Source organism: Collinsella sp. AM10-26 (genome assembly GCF_003472525.1).
Lineage (GTDB): Bacteria > Actinomycetota > Coriobacteriia > Coriobacteriales > Coriobacteriaceae > Collinsella.
Map to the genome: position 1 here is coordinate 50,191 of NZ_QRMC01000001.1, position 22,977 is coordinate 73,167.

Sequence of the window (22,977 nt, forward strand, 5' to 3'; positions counted from 1 at the left end):
GGGCGTGGTTAGGCGACAGGCTTTGCGCGGCGTATGGCCGGGAACAGCACGGTGATGGCGAGGATGACGCCCACGACGGCAATCGTGCCGCCCGCGTAGCCGATCCAGGCGATACCGGGGCCCGACGCTACGGCTCCGCCGATCGCGGTGCCCGTGCCGATACCAAGGTTAAACAGGCCCGAGAAGATCGACATGGCGACGGCCGACGAGTCCGCCGGCGTGTACTTGATGAGCTCGGCCTGAAACGCCACGTTAAAGGCCGTGGCGCAGCAGCCCCATAGTGCGCAGACGGCAAGCACCAACACGAGTGCCGAGGCTGCGGGGGCCATAAGCAGCAGAGCCACCGGCACGCCGGAGAGCGTGATAGCCAAGAACGGGAAGCGATGCCCATCGAACAGGCGGCCAAACAGCCAGCTTCCGAGCAGACCAGAACAGCCAAACGCCGTCAGCGTCATGGTGATGGCACCCGCATCGACGTGTGCGACCTGCGCCAGGAAGGGCTCGATATAGCTGTAGCTTGCGTAATAGCCGGTCGCCATAAAGACCGTGACCGCGTAGAGCGCGATCAGGAACGGGTTCTTGAGCAGCTCGGGCAGCTGCTTAACGGTAAAGCGCTCACCCGCCGGCATGGCCGGAAACACCGCGGCCTGGTACACCACCGCGGCGGCAGAGAAGGCCCCGACCGCGGCGAACGTCATGCGCCAGCCCACGGCCAGGCCGATGGCACGGCCGATCGGCAGGCCAAAGATCTGCGCGATAGACGAGCCCGTGGCGATCATGCTGATGGCGAGCGCCCCGTGGCGGGCGTCAACCAGGCGCGAGGCCATAATCGAGGCGACCGACCAGAACACGGCATGTGCGCAAGCGACCACCAGGCGCGCACAGACCAGGATGGGATATGTCGGTGCCACAGCAGACAGGAACTGACCCAGAGAAAACACGGCGAGCACGCCGAGCAGCATCCACTTGAACTCAAAGCGCGAGGCAAACACCATGAGTGGCAGCGACAGCAGCATGACGCCCCAGGCATAGACCGAAATCATGATGCCGGCTTGGGCCTCGGTGAGCGAGAACGACGCGGCGATATCAGTCAGAAGGCCGATGGGCATAAACTCCGACGTGTTGAACACGAACGCGCAACAGGCGAGCCCGATAAGCGGGAGCCACTGCTTGAGCGAGATGCCATCTTGCTTTGTTTGAGCCATATAGGAAAACCTCTCCGATTATCTTGAGCGGTGGGCGATTATATAGCAACGGCCCCGCATCCGTCAGTACAGATGCAGGGCCGAAAACAATTCGATACACAGAGGTTGCGCCGTCAATACATAACTAAGCCAACCCCAGCAATATGCCCGCCGAATGCACGACAAATGCCACGATCCAGGCGACTATCACTTGAAACGCGAACACGGCCACGGCATAGCGCGCGCCCAACTCGCTCTTGACGGCGCCGATTGCCGCCACACAAGGCGGGTACAGCAGTGTAAAGACCAGGAACACGTAGGCGGTAAACGGCGAGAACATGGTCGACAGTGCCGCGGGCGAGGTTGTACCCAAAAGCACCGTGAGGGTCGAGATAACGCTCTCCTTGGCGATAAGTCCAGTAACGAGCGCCGTGGATGCACGCCAGTCGCCAAACCCAAGCGGCGTCAGCGTCGGTGCGATAATGCTACCCAGACCGGCAAGTAGGCTCTGCGACTGATCGGCGACCACATTAAAGCGAATGTCGAACGTCTGAAGGAACCAGATGACCACGGTAGCGGCAAAGATAATGGTAAAGGCCTTGGTAATAAAGTCCTTGGCCTTATCCCATGCCAGCATCACCGTCGTCTTGACGCTCGGCAGACGGTAATTGGGAAGCTCCATGATAAACGGCACCGGGTCGCCCTTAAATGCCGTGCGGTTAAGCACCAAAGCCGCGACGCAGCCGACCACAATGCCGATCAGATAGAGCGAGACCATAGCGGGAACCGTCGCCTGCGGGAAAAACGCCCCGCACAGCAGGCCGTAGACCGGCAACTTGGCCGAGCAGCTCATGAACGGCGTGAGCATGACGGTCATCTTGCGGTCGTGCTCGGACGGCAACGTGCGGGTCGACATGATAGCCGGCACGGTGCAGCCAAAACCGACGAGCATGGGCACGAAGCTGCGACCCGACAGGCCAAAGCGGCGCAGCACCTTATCCATGACAAAGGCCACGCGCGCCATGTAGCCCGAGTCCTCCAAAATGGAGAGGAACAAGAAGAGCACGACGATAATCGGCAGGAAGGTGAGCACGCTGCCCACGCCTGTGAGCACGCCGTCGACAGCCAGCGAGCGCACCACGTCGTTGGTGCCGAACGCTTTGAGGCCCGCATCGGCCGAAGCGATGATGGCAGCGATGCCGTCCTCCAAGAGTCCCTGCAGCGCTGCGCCGATCACGCCAAACGTCAGCCAAAAGACGAGGCCCATGATCACCAGGAACGCCGGAATGGCCGTATAACGGCCCGTCAGGATACGATCGATCTTGACGGAGCGCACGTGTTCGCGGCTCTCATGCGGCTTGACGACGCAGCGCCCGCACACGTCGCCGATAAAGCTAAAGCGCATGTCTGCCAGCGCGGACAGGCGGTCGGTGCCGGCCTCGCCCTCCATCTGGGTAATGATGTGCTCGATGGCGTCAAGCTCGTTACGGTCCAGGTGAAGCGCCTCGGTTACCAGCTCGTCGCCCTCAACCAGCTTGGTCGCTGCGAAACGCACAGGGATATGCGCCGTCGCGGCATGGTCCTCGATAAGGTTGGCAATGCCGTGGATGCAGCGATGCAGCGCACCGCCGTCCGAGCCATCGGGCGCACAGAAGTCCAGGCGACCGGGGCGCTCACGGAACCGCGCCACGTGCAAGGCATGATCCACCAACTCGCCGATGCCCTCGTTGCGGGCAGCGCTAATGGGGACAACAGGCACGCCCAACAGGCTCTCGAGCAAGTTGACGTCCACGGCGCCGCCGTTGGCCGTCACCTCGTCCATCATGTTGAGCGCGATGACCATGGGGCGGTCGAGTTCCATAAGCTGCAGCGTCAGGTACAGGTTGCGTTCAATATTAGTAGCGTCGATGATGTCGATAATGGCGTCGGGATGCTCGTCCAGGATAAACTGGCGGCTCACAATCTCTTCGCCCGTGTACGGCGACAGGGAGTAAATGCCGGGCAGGTCGGTAACGCTCGCCTCGGGATGGTTGCGGATGGTGCCGTCTTTGCGGTCGACCGTCACGCCGGGAAAGTTACCGACGTGCTGGTTGGAGCCCGTCAGTTGGTTGAACAGCGTGGTCTTGCCGCAGTTTTGGTTGCCGGCGAGGGCAAAGTGCAGCGGCGCGCCCTCAGGCACGGCCGTCTTTGCCGCGCGGGGCGAATACGTCCCCTCGCCGAGGGCCGGGTGCTCCGTTGTGCCAATAGCGGCGTTCACGCGCGGACCCGTATCGGTGTCGTGGATGCCCACGAGCTCAATGCGAGCGGCATCGTCCTTGCGCAGCGTCAGCTCGTAGCCACGCAGACGGATCTCGAGCGGATCGCCCATAGGGGCGTACTTCATCATGGTGACTTCGGTGCCCGGCGTTAGACCCATGTCCAAAATATGCTGTCGGAGTGCCTGATCGTCCGATGCCACCGATGCGACAACGGCGTCCTTTCCAATCTCGAGTGTATCGAGTCTCACGTCCGTGTTCCTCCCCCGGCGCCCACAGGGCGTTGCATTTTGTTCATCTTGGCTAACCGTTTGCCACGGCTAACCATTTAATCATGCATCATAGCGCGAACACACAACGACGTTCAATCGACAGATCGGTGCAAGCTAAGCTGCCCCCATTGCACCCAAGCAGCAAAAGCCCGCGCAAGCAACTAATGTCACCCGCGCGGGCCTGGTGGGCACTCACAGAAGCACGTTACAGAGGCCCACGTCAGTTATGGAATACCGAGCAACACCGACACGCGATGTCTCCGTCGGCTTACCAAGCAATACAGTTCGCCATAGTCTTAGACAATCGGCGCAATGCCGGCAAAGTGCAGATACAGCGAGATGATCGCCACGACAATGACCACTGCTGCGATCAGCTTGTCGTGCATATGCGGAAGCACCTGCTTGCCGCGCCCGCGCTCGCCCACAATGTAGACGGGAATGGCCGGGGCAAATAGGATCGTCGTGATCATGACGCCCTGGAGACCCGTCGACCACACAAGGAACAACGTGTAGATAAAGCCGAGCGTACCGAAGAAGCGCGCCTTGCCGACACTTGGCGCATGCGGTCCGTCCAGATGCTCCCTCTTCCAGCCGATCACCATGTAATAGGCAGCCGAGCAGACATACGGAACCAGAATCGTGTTAACCGCGCAGCTATAGAAGAACTGGTAGGTGCTCGCCGCCACATAGGACACGATCAAGAAGAGCTGCGTGATTCCGGAGCTCACGAGAATCGTCACCACCGGGGCATCATGCTTGTTCGTCTTAGCAAACGCCAACGGGAAGGAACCCTGGCGCGCCGCCTCGAACGGCGTCTCGGATGCAATGATGACGTAACCCAGCATTGCGCCGACCAGCGAGAGGATAACGCCAAGGCTTACGATGGCAGCGCCAACCGGACCGATTGCGCGCTCGAGAATTCCCGCCATGGAGGGCGTTGCGAGCTGCGCCATCTCCGCGCGCGGCATAATGCCGAGCGACAGCATCGAGATAATCAGATACAGCGTGAACACGGCCGCAAATCCAAGCGCCGTCGAGCGACCGACGTCGCGCACATACTTTGCGCGGCCCGAGATGACGACGGCGCCCTCGATGCCCGTGAAGACCCAGACAAGGGCAATCATGGTCGAGACAACCTGCTCGCCAAACCCAGGACCAGCCGGCTCGCCCCAAAAGTTATCCATAAAGATATCGACATCGAACTTACCCAGGAGCACGATGCTCAGCACAAAGAGCCCCAACGGTACCAACTTCGCTAACGTGACGATCGTGTTGATGCCCGCAGCCTCCTTAACGCCACGAAGCACAAGGGCGGTAAGGAACCACAGAAACACGCTGGCGCAGACGATGGAAAGCAGATTGTTGCCCGCGCCAAATGCGGGGAAGAAATAGCCCAGCGCGCTAAACAGCAAGAGCGCAAAGCTCACGTTGGAAAGGCACGCGCTGATCCAGTAGCCCCAAGCGGAGTTGAATCCAATGTAATCGCCAAAGCCGGCCGCAGCATATGCATAGATGCCGCCGGTCAGGTCAGGACGAGCCTGAGACAGACCGTTGAAAACCATCATCAGCGCAAAGACGCCAATAAAGCAAATTCCCCACGAGATAATGACCGCGCCGGTATTGGCTCCGCCTGCCGCCATATCGCCGGCAAGAGAAAAGATACCGCCGCAAATGCTCGCGGTGATAACCATCATGGTCAGACGGAAAAGATCAAGACCATTGGGGTCGATCATCTCGTCGTTACGAGTTTTAGAGGCCATTATATGTGCACCCCCTCCATCAGACGACCGCATAAAGATGGCCCGGACGTCCCGAATCGGGTGCCGGGCCATCGGTCAAGCGATCATTAAGCTAGTACAGCGACCGCATTAGAAGCGCAGGGACAGGCAGGAGAGGCCGCCGTCGACCTTGCGGTACTCGGAGGTATCGACAACAAGCGTCTTGTAGCCCAGATCCTGCACGGCCTTGAGCACGGTCGGATAGCCCTCGGCAACGATGACCGTACCGTTGACCCAGATGCAGTTGGCGCCGTAAGCCTCGTCCTCGGGCACGACGATCTTGTTGTACTGGGCAAAGTCGGGCTTATCGATAAACTCACCGGAGACGAGCATGTTGTTGTCCTCGATGTAGTTGACGCCCGTCTTGAGGTGCAGGACCTCCTCCAGCGGCACCTCGGAGCCCTCGAGGCCCCAGCCCTCGAGAATCTCGCAGAACTGGCGGATACCCTCTTCGTTGGTGCGAGCGGAGCGACCGACGTAGAAGTGGTCGCCGACCATCATGACGTCGCCGCCGTCGAGCGTGCCGGGGGAAACGATGTGCTTCACATGCTCGTCGTCAAAGAAGCGACGGACGGCCGGCTCGATCTCGTCCTTCTCGCCGTTGCGGCTATCGGCGCCGGGGTTGGTAATGATGGCGCCGCAGCGAGTGATAACGGCCGGGTCTTCGACGAAGCAGCTGTCGGGATACTGCTCGAGTGCCGGCAGCACCGACACGTCAACGCCGCACTGCTCGAGCGCATGCTCGTAATCGTAGTGCTCCTCGATGGCGCGCTCGTAGATGGGCTGGCCAAGCTCGGGGGCACTCGTGATGCCATTGCTCAGAGACTTGCCGGGGCGGCGGATGATGACGTGGCTGAACTTGGTCATGATGATCCTCCTTGGATCTCTTAGCAGAAAGCGGGACTTCTTCGTGCCCGCCTTCCTTTCGATGTCTTTATCTTAGGGCGGTTTTCCTGTTTTGTATATTGTATACAATCCTGAACGGTAGGTATTCTTCGGTAAGCGTATTCTTACGTATCGGCGCAAAGTAGCATGATTTAGCTGGTCGTTCTATAATTCAACTGAGCTATTCAAGTGAAACGTATTTGCTTTTAGAAATATACCGTTAAGGAACATAGGCTCATGGAAACGCTCAGAAGGCCCCTGAAAGACCACGTATACGACTACATTTCGAGCCGTATTGACGCCGGCGAGCTTTCGGCCGGCGACCGGCTGAGCGAGCAAGCGATCTGCGACGCCATGGGCGTGTCGCGCACGCCGGTCCGCGAAGCGCTCATCCAGCTCGCAAGCGACGGCTATCTGGACAATCTCCCCCGCCGCGGATTCCGCGTCCGTGGGTTCGATCAGCAAAACGCCGTTGAAGTCTTTGAGATTATGGGGCCGCTCGACGGGCAGGCCGCATATCTCGCCTGTCCGAACCTAACCGACGATGACATTACGCAGCTTAAATTTCTCGTCGGCTCCATGGACCTCGCGATCCAAGGCGGCCTCATCCGAAAGTACGACGACATTCAGCGAGACTTTCATCTAACGTACTTCAACCGCTGCGGTAACGACCGTCTGCGCGATATGATCTCGCAGCTCGAGCGCTGCTTTATCAAGCGCGATTACGAGACTGTCGACCAGGAGACGGCGTGCAAACTGCTCAATAAAGCCAACAGCGAACACGCTCATATTCTTGAGTTGTTCGAAGCACGAGATGCGACGGGCGTGCGCGACTACGTTCGCGATGTCCATTGGAACACAGAAAACGCCCAGTTCACCGTCTGGTAGGAAAGCAACAAGGGACGACGTCGGTCTTAAACCTTGGCGCCAGCACCGCCCAAACTGATCCGTTTTCCTCCGTCACCGACGGGGTCATTCTTTTGGCAGCCAAGACAACGCCGATATTTTGACGCCGACAGCGAAAACCCGCCAGAGCGAGCAAGGTGCCTTGAAGCGAGGCGGCATTGACCTTCTGGTCATGCCGCCGAAGTTGAAAGGCAGATTGCCGCCCTGGCGGGCTTGCAGCGTCGAGCAGTTGCGGCGTTTGGTAAAACGCCGCAACTAAAACCCGTGGCGCTCGAGGAAGCGGAAGGCTAGACGAATCCAAGGACGGACCGCCACCTGCTTGTCCTCGTTGTCGACTGCGGTGTTGGCGTTGCCGAGCGAAAGGCCGTGGCCGCCCTGGTCAAAGACGTGCATCTCGCATGCGACGCCCTCCTCGGCCATGCGCTGCGCAAACGGGTAGACCTGCGCGATCGGCGCCGTCTTGTCGTCGGACACGCCCCACACAAAGGTCGGCGGCATCTGGCGCGAAACATGCGTGGTGGGGCAGATGTCGGCCAAGTGTTCGTCGGTTGCCTCACCGCCCGTCACCATCGACAGGTAGTCGTTAAGCAAATCACGTCCCGTCTTGCCGCCCGTCTTGGGCACGCGCAGGTCAATGCGCGGATCGCGCGTCTGCATGTCGCGCACATAGGCAAGGTCGAGCAATGGATAGCCCAGCACCACGGCATCGGGGCGAATATCATCCGGACGCACCCCGGCAAGCGCCGCAAAGGGACCGGTCTTCCACTGCGTTGCTAACGAGGCACAAATCATGCCGCCCGCCGAAAAGCCCACGACGCACACGCGCTTGGGGTCGACATGCCATTCGTCGGCATTAGCGCGCACCGTGGCGACCATCTTGGCAAGATCGGCCTGCGGGTGCGGAAAACTCACGTCGCCCGTGCCGCTTGTCACATAGTTGAGCACAAAAGCCTGGTACCCGTGATCCAAAAACGCAAACGCCACCGGATCTTGCTCATGCGGAGCGATGTGCGTAAACGCGCCTCCGCCGCAGATGATCGCTGCCGGGCGACGACCATTAGGCTTATCGGGCAGCGGCTCGGCGCCCAAATAGGTAAACGTCGCCGGATACTCCTCAGTCGGCTCCTCGCCCCACAGCGCATGACTCTCGATAATCAATTGGTGCTCCCTTCGCGCAATTCGTGCGCACTATTTTTTCGTCCTCAAGCGTACCCCAGTTGGACCCACGGCGCAGAAACACTCCCGCAATAAGTTCACTTTCAACTGATATATCACATAATCCCAGCTCAGCACTATCGTTTCACAGCGTAAAATAGGGACGCTGACCGTGCCGGGAAACACATACGTAACGTTTCCGGCTACATTACACGCGTGCAACAGGCGCGCTTGATACGTTGGAGGCAACTATGGGTCTGCTCGATTCGCTCAAGTCCACGTTCACTTCGTCGGGCGAGGCGTCCGTTCCGCCCTCAGCAAGCTTCGCTACCCGCGAAGGCGTCATCTATGCCCCTGTCAACGGCGTACTCGTCAATCTGGACGAGGTTCCCGACGAGACCATCGCCGCGGGCATGCTCGGTCAGGGCTATGGCATCGAGCCCATCACCGGCACCATCTATGCGCCCGCCAACGGCCGCATCGGCGCCACCACCGTCACCAACCACTCCATCGGCATGATCACCGAGGACGGTCTTCGCGTGTTCATCCATGTTGGCCTGGGCACCGTGGAAATGAACGGCAAGGGTTTTGCCCGCTTTGTCGAGATGGGCGATGTGGTCAAGGCAGGCCAGCCGCTCATCAGCTTCGACCGCGAGGCTATTAAGGCCGCCGGTCACGAGGACATCGTGACCGTCATCGTCTCCGAGCTCGATCGTCTTAAGAGCATCGACCATGTCGGCGAGTCTGGAACGCTTATCGGCGGCAACCCACTCGTCAAGCTTGGCGACCCGCTGCTGGTAGCCAAGACCAAGTAGCCAGGCCCCGTGCCACACAGCCAAAAGGCACCTCGTCAAGCGCCCGCGACCATTTGGCCGCGGGCGCTTTTCGTTTGAAAAACCATCCCGCCAATGCCTTGTCTGTATAGCCCAAATGAGCCGAGCTGCTAGAATATCGAACTGTATGGATAACTATCATTCAACCGCTATGGGAGGATACGTGAACCGCACCAAAATCGCGCAGCTCTATGCCGATGCCGAGTCGCTCGGCGGCCAGACCGTCACTGTCGCCGGCTGGGTCAAGTCCGTCCGCGACATGAAGAACTTTGGCTTTGTTACGCTCAACGACGGCAGCTGCTTCCGCGACCTGCAGGTCGTCATGAACCGCGAGGCGCTCGACAACTACGACGAAATCGCCCACCAAAACGTCTCGGCCGCACTCATTTGCACTGGCACCGTCAAACTGACCCCCGATGCGCCCCAGCCCTTCGAGCTTTCTGCCACCTCCATCGAGGTCGAGGGCACGAGCGCCCCGGATTACCCGCTGCAGAAGAAGCGCGCAACCGTCGAGTTCCTGCGCACCCAGCAGCACCTGCGCCCGCGCACTAACCTGTTCCGCGCCGTGTTCCGCATCCGCTCTGTCGCGGCTGCCGCCATCCACCGGTTCTTCCAGGAGCAGGGCTTTGTCTACGTCAACACCCCCATCATCACCACGAGTGACTGCGAGGGTGCCGGCGAGATGTTCCGCGTGACCACGCTCGACCCCAAAAATCCGCCCCTCACCGAGTCCGGCGAGGTCGACTGGAGCCAGGACTTCTTTGGTAAGCATGCGAGCCTCACCGTGTCCGGTCAGCTCAATGCCGAGAACTTTGCCATGGCCTTTGGCGACGTGTACACCTTTGGCCCCACCTTCCGCGCCGAAAACTCCAACACCACGCGTCACGCCGCCGAGTTTTGGATGATCGAGCCCGAGATGGCCTTTGCCGACCTTAACGACTACATGGATAACGCCGAGGCCATGCTCAAGTACGTCCTTAAGGACGTTATGGCCACCTGCCCCGACGAGCTCAACATGCTCAACAAGTTTGTGGACAAGGGCCTGGTCGAGCGCCTGAACCACGTGGCAAACTCCGACTTTGCCCGCGTTACCTACACCGAGGCCGTCGAGATCCTGGAGCAGGCAGTCGCCGCGGGTCACCAGTTCGACTACCCCGTCAGCTGGGGCATCGACCTGCAGACCGAGCACGAGCGTTTCCTGACCGAAGAGCACTTTAAGCGCCCGACCTTCGTAACCGACTACCCGGCCGAGATCAAGGCGTTCTACATGCGCATGAACGAGGACGGCAAGACCGTCGCCGCCGCCGACTGCCTGGTTCCCGGTATCGGCGAGATTATCGGCGGCTCCCAGCGCGAGGAGCGCCTGGATCTGCTCGAGGCCCGCATCAAGGACCTGGGTATGAATCCCGAGCAGTACAAGTACTACCTTGACCTGCGCCGCTACGGTTCCTGCAAGCACGCCGGCTACGGTCTGGGCTTCGAGCGCTTGGTGATGTACCTCACCGGCGTGGGCAACATCCGCGACGTCCTGCCGCACCCGCGCACCGTGGGCAACGCCGACTTCTAATCGCCACAGCGCCACCCAGCGCGTTACAGCGCATCGCGCCAGCGCCTCTCGGCAAGCCGAGGGGCGCTTTTTTCAACAGCACCCGTCAAGCTTTTGGCAAGGTTTTGGTTAGTTGAGCAGGGCTGTTGAAAACTCGACCCGCCGCTTGCCGACAACTACCGACCGCCCAGAGCGCCTTGCGCCCCTAGGCAAGCCCCGCGTCCTAGGCTCCGTACCGTCGCCACCCAAAATGGAAAGGACGTGGGCGTTATGACCGAAGCCGTTGTTGAAAACTATGAGACCACGACCAGAGGCGCCGCCTCGATGGCGGCCTATCGCGCCGTGCGCATCCTGCAGCTCTTGAGCGAAAACACCGGCGAAGACAAGGCATTGCTTTCCGATGAGTTAATCGAGCACCTCGCCCATCCCGATGACCCCACCCGCATGCCCATCTCGGCGGCGCGGCGCAGCATCTACACCTCGATATCCGCGCTTCGTCACGCCGGATACGAAATCGACTACAAACGCGGCGTGGGCTACAAACTTCTTACCCGCCCGCTCACCGATGAAGAGATCATCCGACTCCACGGCATGGTCATGCGCAACCGCTCCACGCCCATCGCTATCCGCAAGAGCATGGCGCAGCATTTAGTTGCCATGGCGAGTGCCGACGTTCGCGACTACCTCGATACACCCGAACCCGCTCCAAGCGCAAGCAGCAAGGCTACCAAGGCAACACGCACGCCCATCAAGCGCATCGACACGTGCGAGCTCATCGAGCAGGCCATCGACCACGGAACGACCGTCAGCTTTGATATCTCGAGTACCCTCGCCCGTGGCGCAACCGAAGCGGTGCGGATGACGCTCCGACCCTTTGCCATCAGGCAGCGCGATGGCATCTCGTATCTGCTGGGAACGGTCTACGACGCCCGAGGCACCGACGATACGCTGCGCACCGTCGAGATCACCCGTATGAGAAACGTCAGCACGCGCCTCCTTGACGGCAAGAAACTCTTTGCCGCCCTGGACGAGGATGATGACGCCGTCTCCGCCGCATAAGCATCTCTGTCACCCATTCGACTACCCGTACCGCCTATCCGGTTCTGTATTAAAAAACCCGCCAGGCTGTTGTAAAAATGGACATCGGCGTTACTATAGTTCCACTTGCACTTTGTCCCAGTGCAGTGTTTCCAGCCATTTTTATACTGGGGGTAATGATATGAAGGACATCACCATCAGCCGCAGGAGCCTTCTGGTCTCCGCCGGCCTGCTCGCGCTCGCCCCGCTCGCCGGATGCGGCGGCAACTCTGGTTCCGGCTCTGCTGCCGCCGGTTCCGACTACACCATCGGCGTTCTGCAGCTCACCGAGCACTCCGCACTCGATGCCGCCAACAACGGCTTTGTCAAGGCCATCAAGAAAAGCGGCCTTAAGGTCAAGATCGACCAGAAGAACGCCCAGAACGACCAGTCCACGTGTAAGTCCATCGCCGACAAGTTCGTGGGCGATGGCGTCGACCTGATCTACGCCATCGCCACGCCCGCCGCACAGGCTGCTGCCGGTGCCACGGCGGATATCCCCATCGTGGGCTGCGCCATCACCGACTACGCCGCCTCCGGCCTGGTCCAGGACAACGACAGGCCCGGCACCAACGTCACCGGCGCCTCCGACCTTACCCCGGTCGCCGAGCAACTCGAGATGATGCAGAAGGTCCTGCCCGACGTAAAGAAGGTCGGCCTGCTCTACTGCACCGCCGAGTCCAACTCCGACGTCCAAATCAAGGCCGCCAAGAAGGAACTCGACAAGCTTGGCCTGGAGTACACCGACTTCACCGTCTCGAGCTCCAACGAGATCCAGTCCGTCGTCGAGTCCGCCGTGGGCAAGGTCGACGCGCTCTACTCCCCCACCGACAACACCATCGCCGCGGGCGCTTCGCAGGTCGGTCAGATCTGCAAGGAGAACAAGCTCCCCTTCGTTACCGGCGAGGAGGGCATGTGCAAGGCCGGCGGTCTGTTCACCCTCTCCATCAACTATGAGGACCTGGGCTATGCCGCGGGCGAGATGGCCGTTAAGATCCTGAAGGGCGAGGCCAAGCCCGAGGATATGGCTATCGAGCACCTCTCGAGCAAGGACTTGGTCGTCGTCAAGAACGACGAGATGGCCGAGGTGCTGGGCATCGACCTTTCCGCCCTGGACGAGTAGCACCATGCGCCATAACGCATCTAGGGTTCGTTCTCGCACTATAGCTGCGTTATTCAATATCTGAGTCATTGGGGCGAACGTCATAGACCGACGTTCGCCCTGCTTGTTTCAGATAAAACAAAACGTTTGTCTGCCGCTCTTATATTCATTGTTACCGCTATTATGGAACATCACGTGTCCACCCTATCCTAGGAGGTATGAAGCATGCTCATTGCATTGCAGGGCGCCGTTTCGCAGGGCGTCCTCTGGGGCATTATGGTGCTTGGCGTGTTTATCACGTTCCGCCTGCTCGACATCCCCGATATGACCTGCGACGGCAGCTTTGCCCTCGGCGGCTGTGTCTGCGCCGTACTCATCGTCAACAATAACGTCGACCCGCTGCTCGCCGTGCTGGCCGGCATGTGCGCCGGCGCCATCGCGGGCGCGGTCACGGGCATTCTGACCACCGTCTTCGAGATTCCCGCGATCCTCGCCGGAATCCTCACCCAAATCAGCCTGTGGTCCGTCAACCTGCGCATCATGGGCAAATCCAACACGCCCATCCTTGCCAAGGGCACCGTGTTCTCGGCCGTCAGCAATATGACCGGTCTGCCGCAGTCCACCGTTGCCATCATCTTGGGCATCTTGCTCGCTGTGGCTATCGTCGCCATCCTGTACTGGTTCTTTGGTACCGAGATCGGCTCGGCGCTTCGCGCCACCGGCAACAACGAGTACATGATCCGCGCCTTGGGCGTTAACACCAACTCCACCAAGATGATCGCTCTCGTGCTCTCCAACGCCCTCATCGGCCTTTCGGGTGCGCTTATCTGCCAGAGCCAAAAGTATGCCGACATTGGCATGGGCACAGGCGCCATCGTTATCGGCCTTGCCGCCATCGTCATCGGCGAGGTGCTCGGTCGCCTGCTACCCGGCGGACTCACGCAGTTTAGCGTCCGTCTTGCCTCCGCCGTCTTTGGCTCCGTGGTGTACTTCCTTATCCGCGCCATCGTGCTGCAGCTGGGCATGGACGCCAACGACATGAAGCTGCTCTCCGCCGTGATCGTGGCCGTGGCCCTGTGCGTGCCCGTGGTTTGGGAGCGCTATAAGCTCCGCAGCTCCTACACGAAGGGAGATGAGGCAGATGCTTAAGCTCTCACACGTCAAGAAGACCTTTAACAAGGGCACCGTCACCGAGAAGCGCGCGCTCACCGGCGTCGACCTCACCCTTAACGACGGCGACTTTGTAACCGTGATTGGCGGCAACGGCGCCGGCAAGTCCACGCTGCTCAACATGATCGCCGGCGTGTATCCGCTCGATTCGGGCGTTATCGAGCTCGACGGCACCGATATCTCGCGCCTGGGCGAGTCGCAGCGCGCCAAGTACCTGGGCCGTGTGTTCCAGGACCCCATGCGCGGCACCGCAGCCGACATGCAGATCGCCGAGAACCTGGCCCTCGCCAAGCGCCGCGGCCAGCATCGCGGTCTTTCGTGGGGCGTCACCAAGGCCGAGAAGGACGAGTACGTTGAGCTGCTCAAGCGTCTGGACCTTGGTCTGGATACGCGCCTCAACGCTAAGGTCGGCCTGCTCTCGGGTGGCCAGCGCCAGGCACTCACCCTGCTGATGGCCACGCTCACCAAGCCGCGCCTGCTGCTGCTCGACGAGCACACGGCGGCCCTCGACCCCAAGACGGCATCGAAGGTGCTCAACCTGACCGAGGAAATCGTCGACGAGAACCACCTGACCACACTCATGGTCACACACAACATGAACGACGCCATCCGTCTGGGCAACCGTCTGATCATGATGCACGAGGGCCACGTGATCTACGATGTGGCAGGCAACGAGAAAAAGTCGCTCACCGTCGCCGACCTGCTGCAGAAGTTCGAGGAGGTCTCGGGCGGCGAGCTCGCCAACGACCGCATGCTGCTAAGCTAACGACTTAGAAAACCACCACAAAGGGGACAGGCACCTTTGTGGTGGTTTTTGTTAAGGACTAAGGAGACTGCCATGAAAAGATTCGTCCCCCGCCTTGCGTTAACCGCCGCGCTGCTTGCCGGCGTGTTCACTGGCGCACCCAGCCTCGCCCTTGCGAGCGATCTGCCCCAGGCGATCAACGACTCCGTGACCGTCATACACACCAACGATATCCACGGCAGCTACAAGTACAGCTACAACGCAAGCAAGGGCACCGGCACTGTGGGCTTTGACGGACTGGCAGTCCTCTATAGCGCCCAGGGCAACGCCCCCGATCTTCTGCTCGATGCGGGTGACACCTTCCATGGACAGTCCTTCGCCACCATGAGCGAGGGCAAAAGCATCGCCGAGCTCATGGACACCTTCTATGCCGACGGCTACGACGCGACCACGCCGGGCAACCACGACTGGAGCTACGGCGCGGACAAGCTCCGCACCATGACCGGCCACAGCACCACCGGCACGCCCTTCGCCATGCTTTGCGCGAATGCAACGTCCTCGAACGGCATATGGAGCTCGAGCATCACCAAGACGCTCAACCGCACTTGGAAGGACGGCGAGGACAGTTCCACGTTTAACTACAAGATTAAGGTCGGCGTCGTCGGAGCCATGGATGAGTCGCTAGGTTCCTCGCTGCGCGCGGACCTGGTCGCGGGCACCAGCTTCTCGAGTGCCGCGAACGCCATCAATGCCGAGGCGGAGCAGCTGCGCAAGGAGGGCTGCGATGTTGTTGTGTGTATCGCGCACACGCTCGACGCCAAGACCTTTGCCACGCGGCTTCGTGGCGTCGATGCCCTTATCGCAGGCCACGAGCACATCAACCTTAACGAGAAGGTGACGGGAGCCGACGGCAAGACAATCCACGTTGTCGAGGCGGGCAGTGCCTTTGCCGAGGTGGGACTGCTTTCCGTCCCCTACGAGCACGACACCAAGGGCACCGAAAGCACCGACGATGACACGGTGGCGGTATACGCAGGCAAAAGCGACGAGAAGCTCTATACCGCCAAGGACGTAAACGTTCTTTTGACCGACCCCAACAAGGGCTCCACCTATCAGAGCATCCTTGATGAGGTCAGCAACAACAAGATCAAGCCGCTCGACGATGCCTTTAGCGCCGCATCGAGCGAGGTGCTCGGCACGAGCTCTACCAATTATTTCTACGGCGAGGACGCCGCAGGCACGCATGGTTGGGAAATGGTGCGCACCACCGATTTCCGTCCCAGCAAGAAGGGCGACACCACCAAGACCCAGACCATCGGACATGTGATCTGCGGCTCCTATCTTGACCTGACGGGCGCAGACCTTGCCATCGAGAACGCGGGCGGCATCCGCGGCGGCATCGCGGCGGGCGATGTGACCGCCGGCAACGTCATCGCTATCTCGCCCTACGGCAACACCGTGGAGACCTGGACCATGACCGGTGCGGACTTCCTGGCAGCGCTCGAGCACTCGCTGCAGATCAGTGACGAGTGCAATCACAGCTACGAGCTTCAGCAAGCCTACGTGGCGGCCGGCCACACCGAGCAGGAGGCGCAAGACATGTACAAGTGGCGCGACGACTCCGGCAGTGTCCTTTCCTTCGGCGGCATCAACGTGACAATCGATTGGACGCAGTCCGAAGGCAAGCGCATCGTGAGCGCCACACTCACCAAGGATGGCAGCACGCTCGACCCCGCCAAGACCTATACCGTCGCCACCAACAACTACATCATCACCAACACGACCGACTTCCCCACCTTCGCAAACGCCACCAAGCACACCGAGTGGGGTACCTGCGAGTCAGCACTAAGGGCGCTGATCGGGCAGAACAGCTGGGAGAGCAAGATGGCCTCGCTCGCGGGCACCATCAGCTTTGGCTCCGCCGCCGTGGGCCCCACGCCCACACCGGCCCCGGCGCCTGAGCCCTCGCCTCAGACGGATACGACGACCACGAAGGTCATCACCAAGAAGACGACCGGTAAGCTCGCCGCAACGGGAGACCGCACGCTGGCTATGGTCGGCGCATGCCTCATCGGCGGCATCGTCATCATCATTCTCGGCATTATCTGGAAGCGTCGACGCTAAGCTACACCGCCGGGCCTTGCAGGCCCGCCGTGCAAACCTTATATCGAGCACAGAAGCCCGTCAGAATTTGATCGGACGGGCTTCTTGGTGGGTATCATGGTTGGACGATCATGAGGAGGTTTCCCTACATGGAATTGTTTGAGCCAATTCTTCATTTCTTTGCACAACGATGGGTCCGCAACATCATCTGGGCCGGCATCTTGGCCATCGGCACCGCCGTTGCCGCCAAAGTCGCGTCCAAGACCCTGCACCACCTGCTTAACCGCGACGATAACCCACTCCCTTCATCGAGCATCTTCATCAACATCGCGCGCGCCGTCATCTGGATGATCGGCGGCAGCTTTATCCTCGACAACTGTTTTGGCATCAACGCAAACGCACTCGTCGCCGCTCTTGGCGTCGGCGGCATCGCCATCTCGCTCGGCTTTCAGGACACTCTCTCAAACCTTATCGGCGGCATGCAAGTGACGTTTATGGGCATCATCAAACCCGGCGACAATATCGAGGTCGGCGGCGTATCCGGCGTGGTCCAAGACATCACCTGGCGCCACACGACCATCGAAGATGCCTGTGGACAGACCATCATTGTGCCCAACTCCAACATCTCCAAGAACACACTCGTGCATCTGATGCCCTTTGGGCGCGTGACCGTGCCCGTCGCCGTAAAGGACACGTCTAAATGGGCTTCCCTTGACGCGCTGGCAGACGAGCTCACGAGCGCAACCAAAGCGGCCGTCTCGCCCATCTCGGGCTTTGACAAGGAGCCCTACGTACTCTTTAGCGAGATCGGCGACTTTGGCATCAAAGGAAAGATCATCTTTATCGTCAGCGACGACAGCACCACTTTCACCGCTGCCGACGCCTGCATCCGCGCCATCGCCCCCATCATTGCCTAAACCACCACAAAGGGGACAGGCACCTTTGTGGTGGTTTTCATTCGTGGTACCATGGTTCATATCGTTGTTTAAACGACTAAGGGAGTAGACACCATGGAAGAGGCCTATCGTCAGGCACGCAAGCGCGGCGAGCAGGGACGCCGTCGCGCCATCAGCCAAAGCGAGCACCCGTACCTTACGGACCTCGATAGCCTGGTTGCTCAGCTCCCCTTAGGTCAGCGAGAGAACGTCGGCCTGCGGGATATTCCGCTCGAAATGGTCGTCGGTACGGTTACCAAGGGCCGCCAGTCCGCCTTTTCGTGCAACTTTATGCCCCTGCTGCCGTTTAGCACCGAGTTCGCCCGCAAGTGGTCCAACCTCTACGACATCCAGGTGACCGAGGGCTATCGCGATCCCGTCATCGTAACCGAGTTCATGCATCGGTTTTACGTCCAAGAGGGCAACAAGCGCGTCAGTGTCCTCAAATTCCTGGACGCCCCAACGGTTTCCGCCAAGGTCACCCGTCTCTACCCCGGCAAATGGGATTCCGTCGAAAGCCGCCTGTACGGTGAGTTCTGTGCGTTTTGGCACGTCTGTCCCCTATACGAGATCGAGTTCTCGCGCGAGGGAAGCTATGAGACGCTCGCCAAGATGCTCGGTCAGAACCTCATCGAAAAATGGCCGCAGAAAAAGATCGACTACCTGCGCCACACCTTCCTGCTCTTTAAGCGCGCCTACCTTCGCGCAGGTGGCGACCATCTGGACATTGCGCCCGCCGACGCCATGCTCGTCTACCTCAATGTGTACAACCAGGACCGCCTGCTGGATACGCCGACGGATATCGTCGTTAACCGCCTGTGCAAGATTTGGCGCGAGCTGGTCATTGCCGGCAAAAGTGACGAGGACAAGGTCGATCTTGTCGAAGCCCCTCAACCCAACGAGGAAGAGTCGCCCGCCAAGTCCACCTCCGGCGTGCTCAACTTCTTTATGGGCAAGACCGTCTACTCGGCGACCAATCCCCTGCGCATCGCCTTTATCCACGAATTCCCCTGTGCGACATCGAGCTGGGACAGCCTGCACGATCAAGGGCGCCAATATCTTGACGAGCACTTTGGCGGCATCGTGCGCACCGAGGCGTTCGAGAACTGCCACGATCCGGACGTGTTCTACGCCGCCGTGGAAACGGCTGTCAAACATGGAGCCAACGTCATCTTCTCGACCTCGCACCGCCTGATGGAATACACGCTCAGGGCTGCCGTCGAGTATCCTCAGGTGCGATTCCTCAACTGCTCTATCGGCCTTCCCCACCAAAGCGTCCGTTCGTACTTTGGCAAGATGTATGAGGCCAAATTTCTCTTGGGCGCCCTTGCCGCCAGCATGGCGGACAACCACCGCATCGGTTACCACGCGTCGGTCTTCGCCTCGGGCGCGCTCAGCGAGATCAACGCCTTTGCGATTGGCGCTTCGCTGCTCGACCCCCGTGCGCAAATTATCCTGACCTGGGGCGATGTGCCCGCCGGAAGCCTTGCCGAGGCCATGCGCCGCGAAGGTGTGAGCGTCATGACCGGCGCCGACATGTCAAAGTCACTCGAAGACCCCACGGCATACGGACTCCACCGTCTGGTCGATGGCAAGGCTGTCGGCATTGCCATGCCAGTATGGAACTGGGGCCGATACTACGATCTTATCGTGCGAAGCCTGCTGCATGGCACCTGGGATGAGACCAGTGACGACAGCCAGGTTCGCGCCGTCAACTACTGGTACGGCATGAGCTCAGGTGTTATCGACATCCGTTATGCTCCTGGCCTACCCTACCAGACGCGCAAGCTTGTTCAGCTACTCCGCAATGGCATCGTCGAGGGCTCCATCAATCCATTTGGCGGCGAGCTCCATAGCCAAGACGGCGTGGTACAGATTGAGGGCTTTCCCCCACTGCCGAGCACGCAGATTGTCGAGATGAATTGGCTGGCGGACAACGTGGTGGGCACCATTCCGCAGCTCGACGATGAGCCGGGGGTTACCGCCCTATGAAGATCCTTGCCATAGCAGATACCGAAGAACGATGCCTTTGGGAGTGCTTTCGCAAGGAGCGCTTTGAGGGTGTCGACCTGATTCTGTCTGCCGGCGACCTGGACCCGGACTATCTTGAGTTTTTGGTCACGGTCATCAACAAACCGCTCATCTACGTCCGCGGCAACCACGATGACCGCTACGCACGTCATGCACCGGGCGGCTGCATCTGTGTCGAAGACACCGTGTACGTGTATCGCGGCGTTCGCATTGCGGGGCTTGGCGGCTCCATGCGCTACCGAGATGGCGCCAACATGTACACCGAGCGCGAGATGGCCAAGCGCGTGCGCAAGCTGTCCCACAAAGTGAGGATGGTCGGCGGCTGCGACATCTTGCTCACCCATGCGCCCGCCGCCGGCGTGGGCGATCTGGATGATCTACCGCATCGAGGATTCGAATGCTTTAACACGGCACTCGAATCCTGGAATCCCGACTACATGGTGCACGGGCATGTGCACCAAAGCTACGGTTGCGATTTTCAGCGCGAGCGTCAGCACGCATGCGGGACAACGATCATCAACGCCTGCGGCTATACGCAGTTTGAACTCGACGAGACGCGCTACCCCATCCGTGGCTGGCAAGCAGCCTGGCTCAATTCGCAAACCATGCGCCGCGAGCTCAAGCGCCATGAGGCCATCGAGTCCTCGACCGCCAGAACCCCCTGGTAACCACCACAAAGGGGACAGGCACCTTTGTGGTGGTTCCGGACTCTCGACGCTACAGGGCAGCGATGACCTTATCGCCCATCTGAGCGGTGCCGAGGATCTTATCAGCAGGGGTGTTGGCGTCGGCGATGTCGCGGGTACGCCAACCTTCGTCGAGCACATGGGCCACAGCATTTTCGACTAAGACGGCCTGCTCGCCCATGTCGAGCGCGTACGTGAGCAGCATTGCCGCCGACAGGATCTGTGCGAGCGTATTGGCAATACCGAACCCTGCGATATCGGGCGCGCTGCCAGCGCTCGGCTCGAACAGCGAAACGCCGTCGCCCAGCGAAGCAGAGGCGAGCATGCCGAGCGAGCCCGTAATCTGTGCAGCATCGTCGGAGAGAATGTCGCCGAACATGTTCTCCGTAACTACGACGTCAAAGTCGCCCGGTCGGTTGATGAGCTGCATAGCGGCGTTATCGACGATCAGGTCTTCGAGCTGCACATCGGGGCACTCTTCATCATGCACGCGATGCACGACCTCGCGCCACATGCGGCTCGTCTCCAGCACGTTGCGCTTATCCACACTCGTCACGTCACCGCGACGCTTGCGGGCCGCTTCGAACGCTTGACGGGCAATGCGCTCCACCTCGAACTCGCGGTACTCCATCACATCGACCGCACGCTGGCCCGCAGCGCCATTAGCGCCCGCGCCGTCCTCGTCGTAGAAACGATCGTGCTTGCCAAAGTAAATGCCGCCGGTAAGCTCGCGGCGTGGGGCAGCCGGATCGGTCGAATCCCACTTAGGGCCACCGACTGATGCTAGCCTCATCCTCGGTCATATGGAGCTTGTCGCGCAGATGGCTGGGGCTTACCCCAGGCCGGTATGGATACGGGGCCTCTGAGCCGTCTTGAGGGCTTCTGCGGCCACTTCGATATCCTAGTCGACCGCACGGGTGAGACTCCATACCGTGCACCGGCCGCCCGCGATCTTGCCAATCTCCTGCACCGAGCGAAAATCGCCGGGGCTCGAGATGGGAAAGCCCGCCTCGATCACATCCCCGTTCATGCGCACCAGCTGACGTGCGATGACGATATTTCCCTCAGTATTCATGCTGACGCCGGGAGGCTGCTCCCCGTCGCGCAGCGTAGTGTCAAAGATTGCGATTTTGCGACTCATGATTTCCACCTGATAGGCCTGAGATACAGATGGCTTTCAGGAGAGATGGAGTGCCCCAAGATAGAAAAATACCCGTGTCGCTCATCACGCCCAAAAGCAGCGGACGATAGCGCACCCGGGTACAACTCATCGTTATAGCGAGATTGCAACCCTAGCGCGCTATCCCATCTAGTAGCGCTAGGCCTAGGAGCTGCTGCGTGTTATAGAACATGTCTGGCTCCTTTCAGCCTCGGGTATTCACTACATCGCGCTAAAGTGCAACTCAGTCGAAACGACGCGCAATGGGGATTTTGGAGCAACCGAGGCAAAACCACCACGAAGGTGCCTGTCCCCTTTGTGGTGGTTTTGCCCCGAGATAGCAAAGAACCCGGTCCTGCACGAGGCAGAACTGGGTTCCTTTAGCAATGCTTGCTTTGCTGAGGCAGTAACTAGCAGTTACTCAGCCAGGAAGTCACGCTGAACAGCGGGATCGACCTTGACGCCAGGGCCCATGGTGGAAGACACGGAGATGGACTTGACGTACTTGCCCTTAGCAGAAGAGGGCTTGACGCGCAGGATCTCGGTGTACAGGGCAGCGTAGTTCTCGACGAGCTGCTGCTCAGAGAAGGACTTCTTGCCCAGGGGCACGTGGCAGATGCCGTAGCGGTCGGCGCGGTACTCAACGCGGCCAGCCTTGAGCTCGGAGACCATCTTGGCGACGTCCATGGTCACGGTGCCGAGTTTGGGGTTCGGCATGAGGCCACGGGGACCAAGGATCTTACCGATGCGGCCAACCTTGGCCATCATGTTCGGCGTAGCAATAGCGGCGTCGAAGTTGATCTCGCCCTTCTGGATCTGGGCGACGAGCTCGTCGGAACCGATGATGTCGGCGCCGGCAGCCTCGGCCTCGCGGGCCTTCTCGCCCTCGGCGAAGACGGCAACACGAACGGTCTTGCCGGTGCCGTGGGGCAGGGAGATGGAACCACGGATGTTCTGGTCAGCCTTACGAGTATCGATGCCCAGACGGAAGTGGGCCTCGATGGTCTCGTCGAACTTGGCGGTGTCGAGCTCCTTGATGAGCTTGGCAGCCTGAAGGGGGGTGTAGAGCGCGGCGCGGTCGATCTTCTCGGCAGCGGCGTTATAGCTCTTACCATGCTTAGCCATGTGCATTACCTCCTGTGGTTAAACGGGCGT

General features: G+C 60.1%; 19 protein-coding genes. 11 read left to right on the plus strand and 8 right to left on the minus strand.

Annotation, left to right across the window (positions count from 1 at the left end):
- Positions 1-8 precede the first annotated feature (8 nt).
- From DW123_RS00230 to DW123_RS00245, 4 genes are all read right to left on the minus strand, one after another.
- Positions 9-1,205, minus strand: coding sequence for an MFS transporter (locus DW123_RS00230; protein ID WP_118272904.1), 1,197 nt, complete (start codon positions 1,203-1,205; stop codon positions 9-11).
- A 124-nt stretch (positions 1,206-1,329) separates the two neighbouring features.
- A complete protein-coding gene (gene feoB / locus DW123_RS00235) occupies positions 1,330-3,690 on the minus strand; it encodes a ferrous iron transport protein B (protein WP_118272905.1) in 2,361 nt (786 codons plus the stop codon).
- Positions 3,691-4,007: 317 nt separating this feature from the next.
- A complete protein-coding gene (locus tag DW123_RS00240) occupies positions 4,008-5,471 on the minus strand; it encodes a basic amino acid/polyamine antiporter (RefSeq protein ID WP_118272906.1) in 1,464 nt (487 codons plus the stop codon).
- A gap of 108 nt (positions 5,472-5,579) precedes the next feature.
- Positions 5,580-6,356, minus strand: a complete 777-nt coding sequence (locus DW123_RS00245) for a dimethylarginine dimethylaminohydrolase family protein (protein ID WP_117583089.1) — start codon at positions 6,354-6,356, stop codon at positions 5,580-5,582.
- Between the two features lie 255 nt (positions 6,357-6,611).
- On the opposite strand from DW123_RS00245, the gene DW123_RS00250 reads away from it, so the two are divergent.
- Entirely contained in the window at positions 6,612-7,262 is a 651-nt protein-coding gene (locus DW123_RS00250) for a GntR family transcriptional regulator (RefSeq protein ID WP_117756911.1), read from the plus strand.
- 273 nt (positions 7,263-7,535) lie between these two features.
- On the opposite strand, the gene DW123_RS00255 is transcribed toward DW123_RS00250, so the two are convergent.
- Positions 7,536-8,438 (minus strand): alpha/beta hydrolase, encoded by a 903-nt coding sequence (locus DW123_RS00255; protein ID WP_118272907.1) that lies wholly within the window; start codon positions 8,436-8,438, stop codon positions 7,536-7,538.
- 248 nt (positions 8,439-8,686) lie between these two features.
- Between DW123_RS00255 and DW123_RS00260 the strand changes: the two genes are divergently transcribed.
- The 10 genes from DW123_RS00260 to DW123_RS00305 all read left to right on the plus strand — a co-directional run bounded on the left by DW123_RS00260 (position 8,687) and on the right by DW123_RS00305 (position 20,645).
- Entirely contained in the window at positions 8,687-9,250 is a 564-nt protein-coding gene (locus tag DW123_RS00260; protein ID WP_117743083.1) for a PTS glucose transporter subunit IIA, read from the plus strand.
- Positions 9,251-9,431: 181 nt separating this feature from the next.
- Positions 9,432-10,835 (plus strand): asparagine--tRNA ligase, encoded by a 1,404-nt coding sequence (gene asnS / locus DW123_RS00265; protein WP_117798553.1) that lies wholly within the window; start codon positions 9,432-9,434, stop codon positions 10,833-10,835.
- A gap of 249 nt (positions 10,836-11,084) precedes the next feature.
- Positions 11,085-11,873, plus strand: a complete 789-nt coding sequence (locus DW123_RS00270) for a hypothetical protein (protein ID WP_117734310.1) — start codon at positions 11,085-11,087, stop codon at positions 11,871-11,873.
- A gap of 160 nt (positions 11,874-12,033) precedes the next feature.
- Entirely contained in the window at positions 12,034-13,014 is a 981-nt protein-coding gene (locus tag DW123_RS00275) for an ABC transporter substrate-binding protein (RefSeq protein ID WP_117734309.1), read from the plus strand.
- 204 nt (positions 13,015-13,218) lie between these two features.
- On the plus strand, positions 13,219-14,142 hold the full coding sequence (locus tag DW123_RS00280) for an ABC transporter permease (RefSeq protein WP_117743087.1): 924 nt from the start codon (positions 13,219-13,221) through the stop codon (positions 14,140-14,142).
- Positions 14,135-14,929, plus strand: coding sequence for an ABC transporter ATP-binding protein (locus DW123_RS00285; protein WP_118272908.1), 795 nt, complete (start codon positions 14,135-14,137; stop codon positions 14,927-14,929). The genes DW123_RS00280 and DW123_RS00285 overlap by 8 nt, the downstream gene beginning before the upstream one ends.
- Before the next feature lie 72 nt (positions 14,930-15,001).
- Positions 15,002-17,032 (plus strand): bifunctional UDP-sugar hydrolase/5'-nucleotidase, encoded by a 2,031-nt coding sequence (locus tag DW123_RS00290; protein WP_118272909.1) that lies wholly within the window; start codon positions 15,002-15,004, stop codon positions 17,030-17,032.
- A 128-nt stretch (positions 17,033-17,160) separates the two neighbouring features.
- Complete coding sequence (locus DW123_RS00295; RefSeq protein WP_118272910.1) at positions 17,161-17,928, plus strand: mechanosensitive ion channel family protein; 768 nt, start codon at positions 17,161-17,163, stop codon at positions 17,926-17,928.
- A 93-nt stretch (positions 17,929-18,021) separates the two neighbouring features.
- Entirely contained in the window at positions 18,022-19,938 is a 1,917-nt protein-coding gene (locus DW123_RS00300; protein ID WP_118272911.1) for a BMP family ABC transporter substrate-binding protein, read from the plus strand.
- Positions 19,935-20,645, plus strand: coding sequence for a metallophosphoesterase (locus DW123_RS00305; RefSeq protein WP_118272912.1), 711 nt, complete (start codon positions 19,935-19,937; stop codon positions 20,643-20,645). Before DW123_RS00300 ends, DW123_RS00305 begins: the two co-directional genes overlap by 4 nt.
- Before the next feature lie 49 nt (positions 20,646-20,694).
- Here the strand turns inward: DW123_RS00305 and DW123_RS00310 are convergent, their stop codons facing one another.
- From DW123_RS00310 to rplA, 3 genes are all read right to left on the minus strand, one after another.
- Positions 20,695-21,456 (minus strand): isocitrate/isopropylmalate family dehydrogenase, encoded by a 762-nt coding sequence (locus tag DW123_RS00310; RefSeq protein WP_118272913.1) that lies wholly within the window; start codon positions 21,454-21,456, stop codon positions 20,695-20,697.
- 108 nt (positions 21,457-21,564) lie between these two features.
- Complete coding sequence (locus tag DW123_RS00315; protein ID WP_233540093.1) at positions 21,565-21,804, minus strand: hypothetical protein; 240 nt, start codon at positions 21,802-21,804, stop codon at positions 21,565-21,567.
- A 435-nt stretch (positions 21,805-22,239) separates the two neighbouring features.
- Positions 22,240-22,947, minus strand: coding sequence for a 50S ribosomal protein L1 (rplA, locus tag DW123_RS00320; RefSeq protein ID WP_117763512.1), 708 nt, complete (start codon positions 22,945-22,947; stop codon positions 22,240-22,242).
- Positions 22,948-22,977 lie beyond the last annotated feature (30 nt).

Coding starts and splice junctions, on each gene's coding strand:
- DW123_RS00230 (WP_118272904.1), bottom strand. CDS start 1,205: ATGGCTCAAACAAAGCAAGATGGCATCTCGCTCAAGCAGTGGCTCCCG.
- DW123_RS00240 (WP_118272906.1), bottom strand. CDS start 5,471: ATGGCCTCTAAAACTCGTAACGACGAGATGATCGACCCCAATGGTCTT.
- DW123_RS00245 (WP_117583089.1), bottom strand. CDS start 6,356: ATGACCAAGTTCAGCCACGTCATCATCCGCCGCCCCGGCAAGTCTCTG.
- DW123_RS00250 (WP_117756911.1), top strand. CDS start 6,612: ATGGAAACGCTCAGAAGGCCCCTGAAAGACCACGTATACGACTACATT.
- DW123_RS00260 (WP_117743083.1), top strand. CDS start 8,687: ATGGGTCTGCTCGATTCGCTCAAGTCCACGTTCACTTCGTCGGGCGAG.
- DW123_RS00270 (WP_117734310.1), top strand. CDS start 11,085: ATGACCGAAGCCGTTGTTGAAAACTATGAGACCACGACCAGAGGCGCC.
- DW123_RS00275 (WP_117734309.1), top strand. CDS start 12,034: ATGAAGGACATCACCATCAGCCGCAGGAGCCTTCTGGTCTCCGCCGGC.
- DW123_RS00280 (WP_117743087.1), top strand. CDS start 13,219: ATGCTCATTGCATTGCAGGGCGCCGTTTCGCAGGGCGTCCTCTGGGGC.
- DW123_RS00285 (WP_118272908.1), top strand. CDS start 14,135: ATGCTTAAGCTCTCACACGTCAAGAAGACCTTTAACAAGGGCACCGTC.
- DW123_RS00290 (WP_118272909.1), top strand. CDS start 15,002: ATGAAAAGATTCGTCCCCCGCCTTGCGTTAACCGCCGCGCTGCTTGCC.
- DW123_RS00295 (WP_118272910.1), top strand. CDS start 17,161: ATGGAATTGTTTGAGCCAATTCTTCATTTCTTTGCACAACGATGGGTC.
- DW123_RS00300 (WP_118272911.1), top strand. CDS start 18,022: ATGGAAGAGGCCTATCGTCAGGCACGCAAGCGCGGCGAGCAGGGACGC.
- DW123_RS00305 (WP_118272912.1), top strand. CDS start 19,935: ATGAAGATCCTTGCCATAGCAGATACCGAAGAACGATGCCTTTGGGAG.
- DW123_RS00310 (WP_118272913.1), bottom strand. CDS start 21,456: ATGAGGCTAGCATCAGTCGGTGGCCCTAAGTGGGATTCGACCGATCCG.
- DW123_RS00315 (WP_233540093.1), bottom strand. CDS start 21,804: ATGAGTCGCAAAATCGCAATCTTTGACACTACGCTGCGCGACGGGGAG.
- rplA (WP_117763512.1), bottom strand. CDS start 22,947: ATGGCTAAGCATGGTAAGAGCTATAACGCCGCTGCCGAGAAGATCGAC.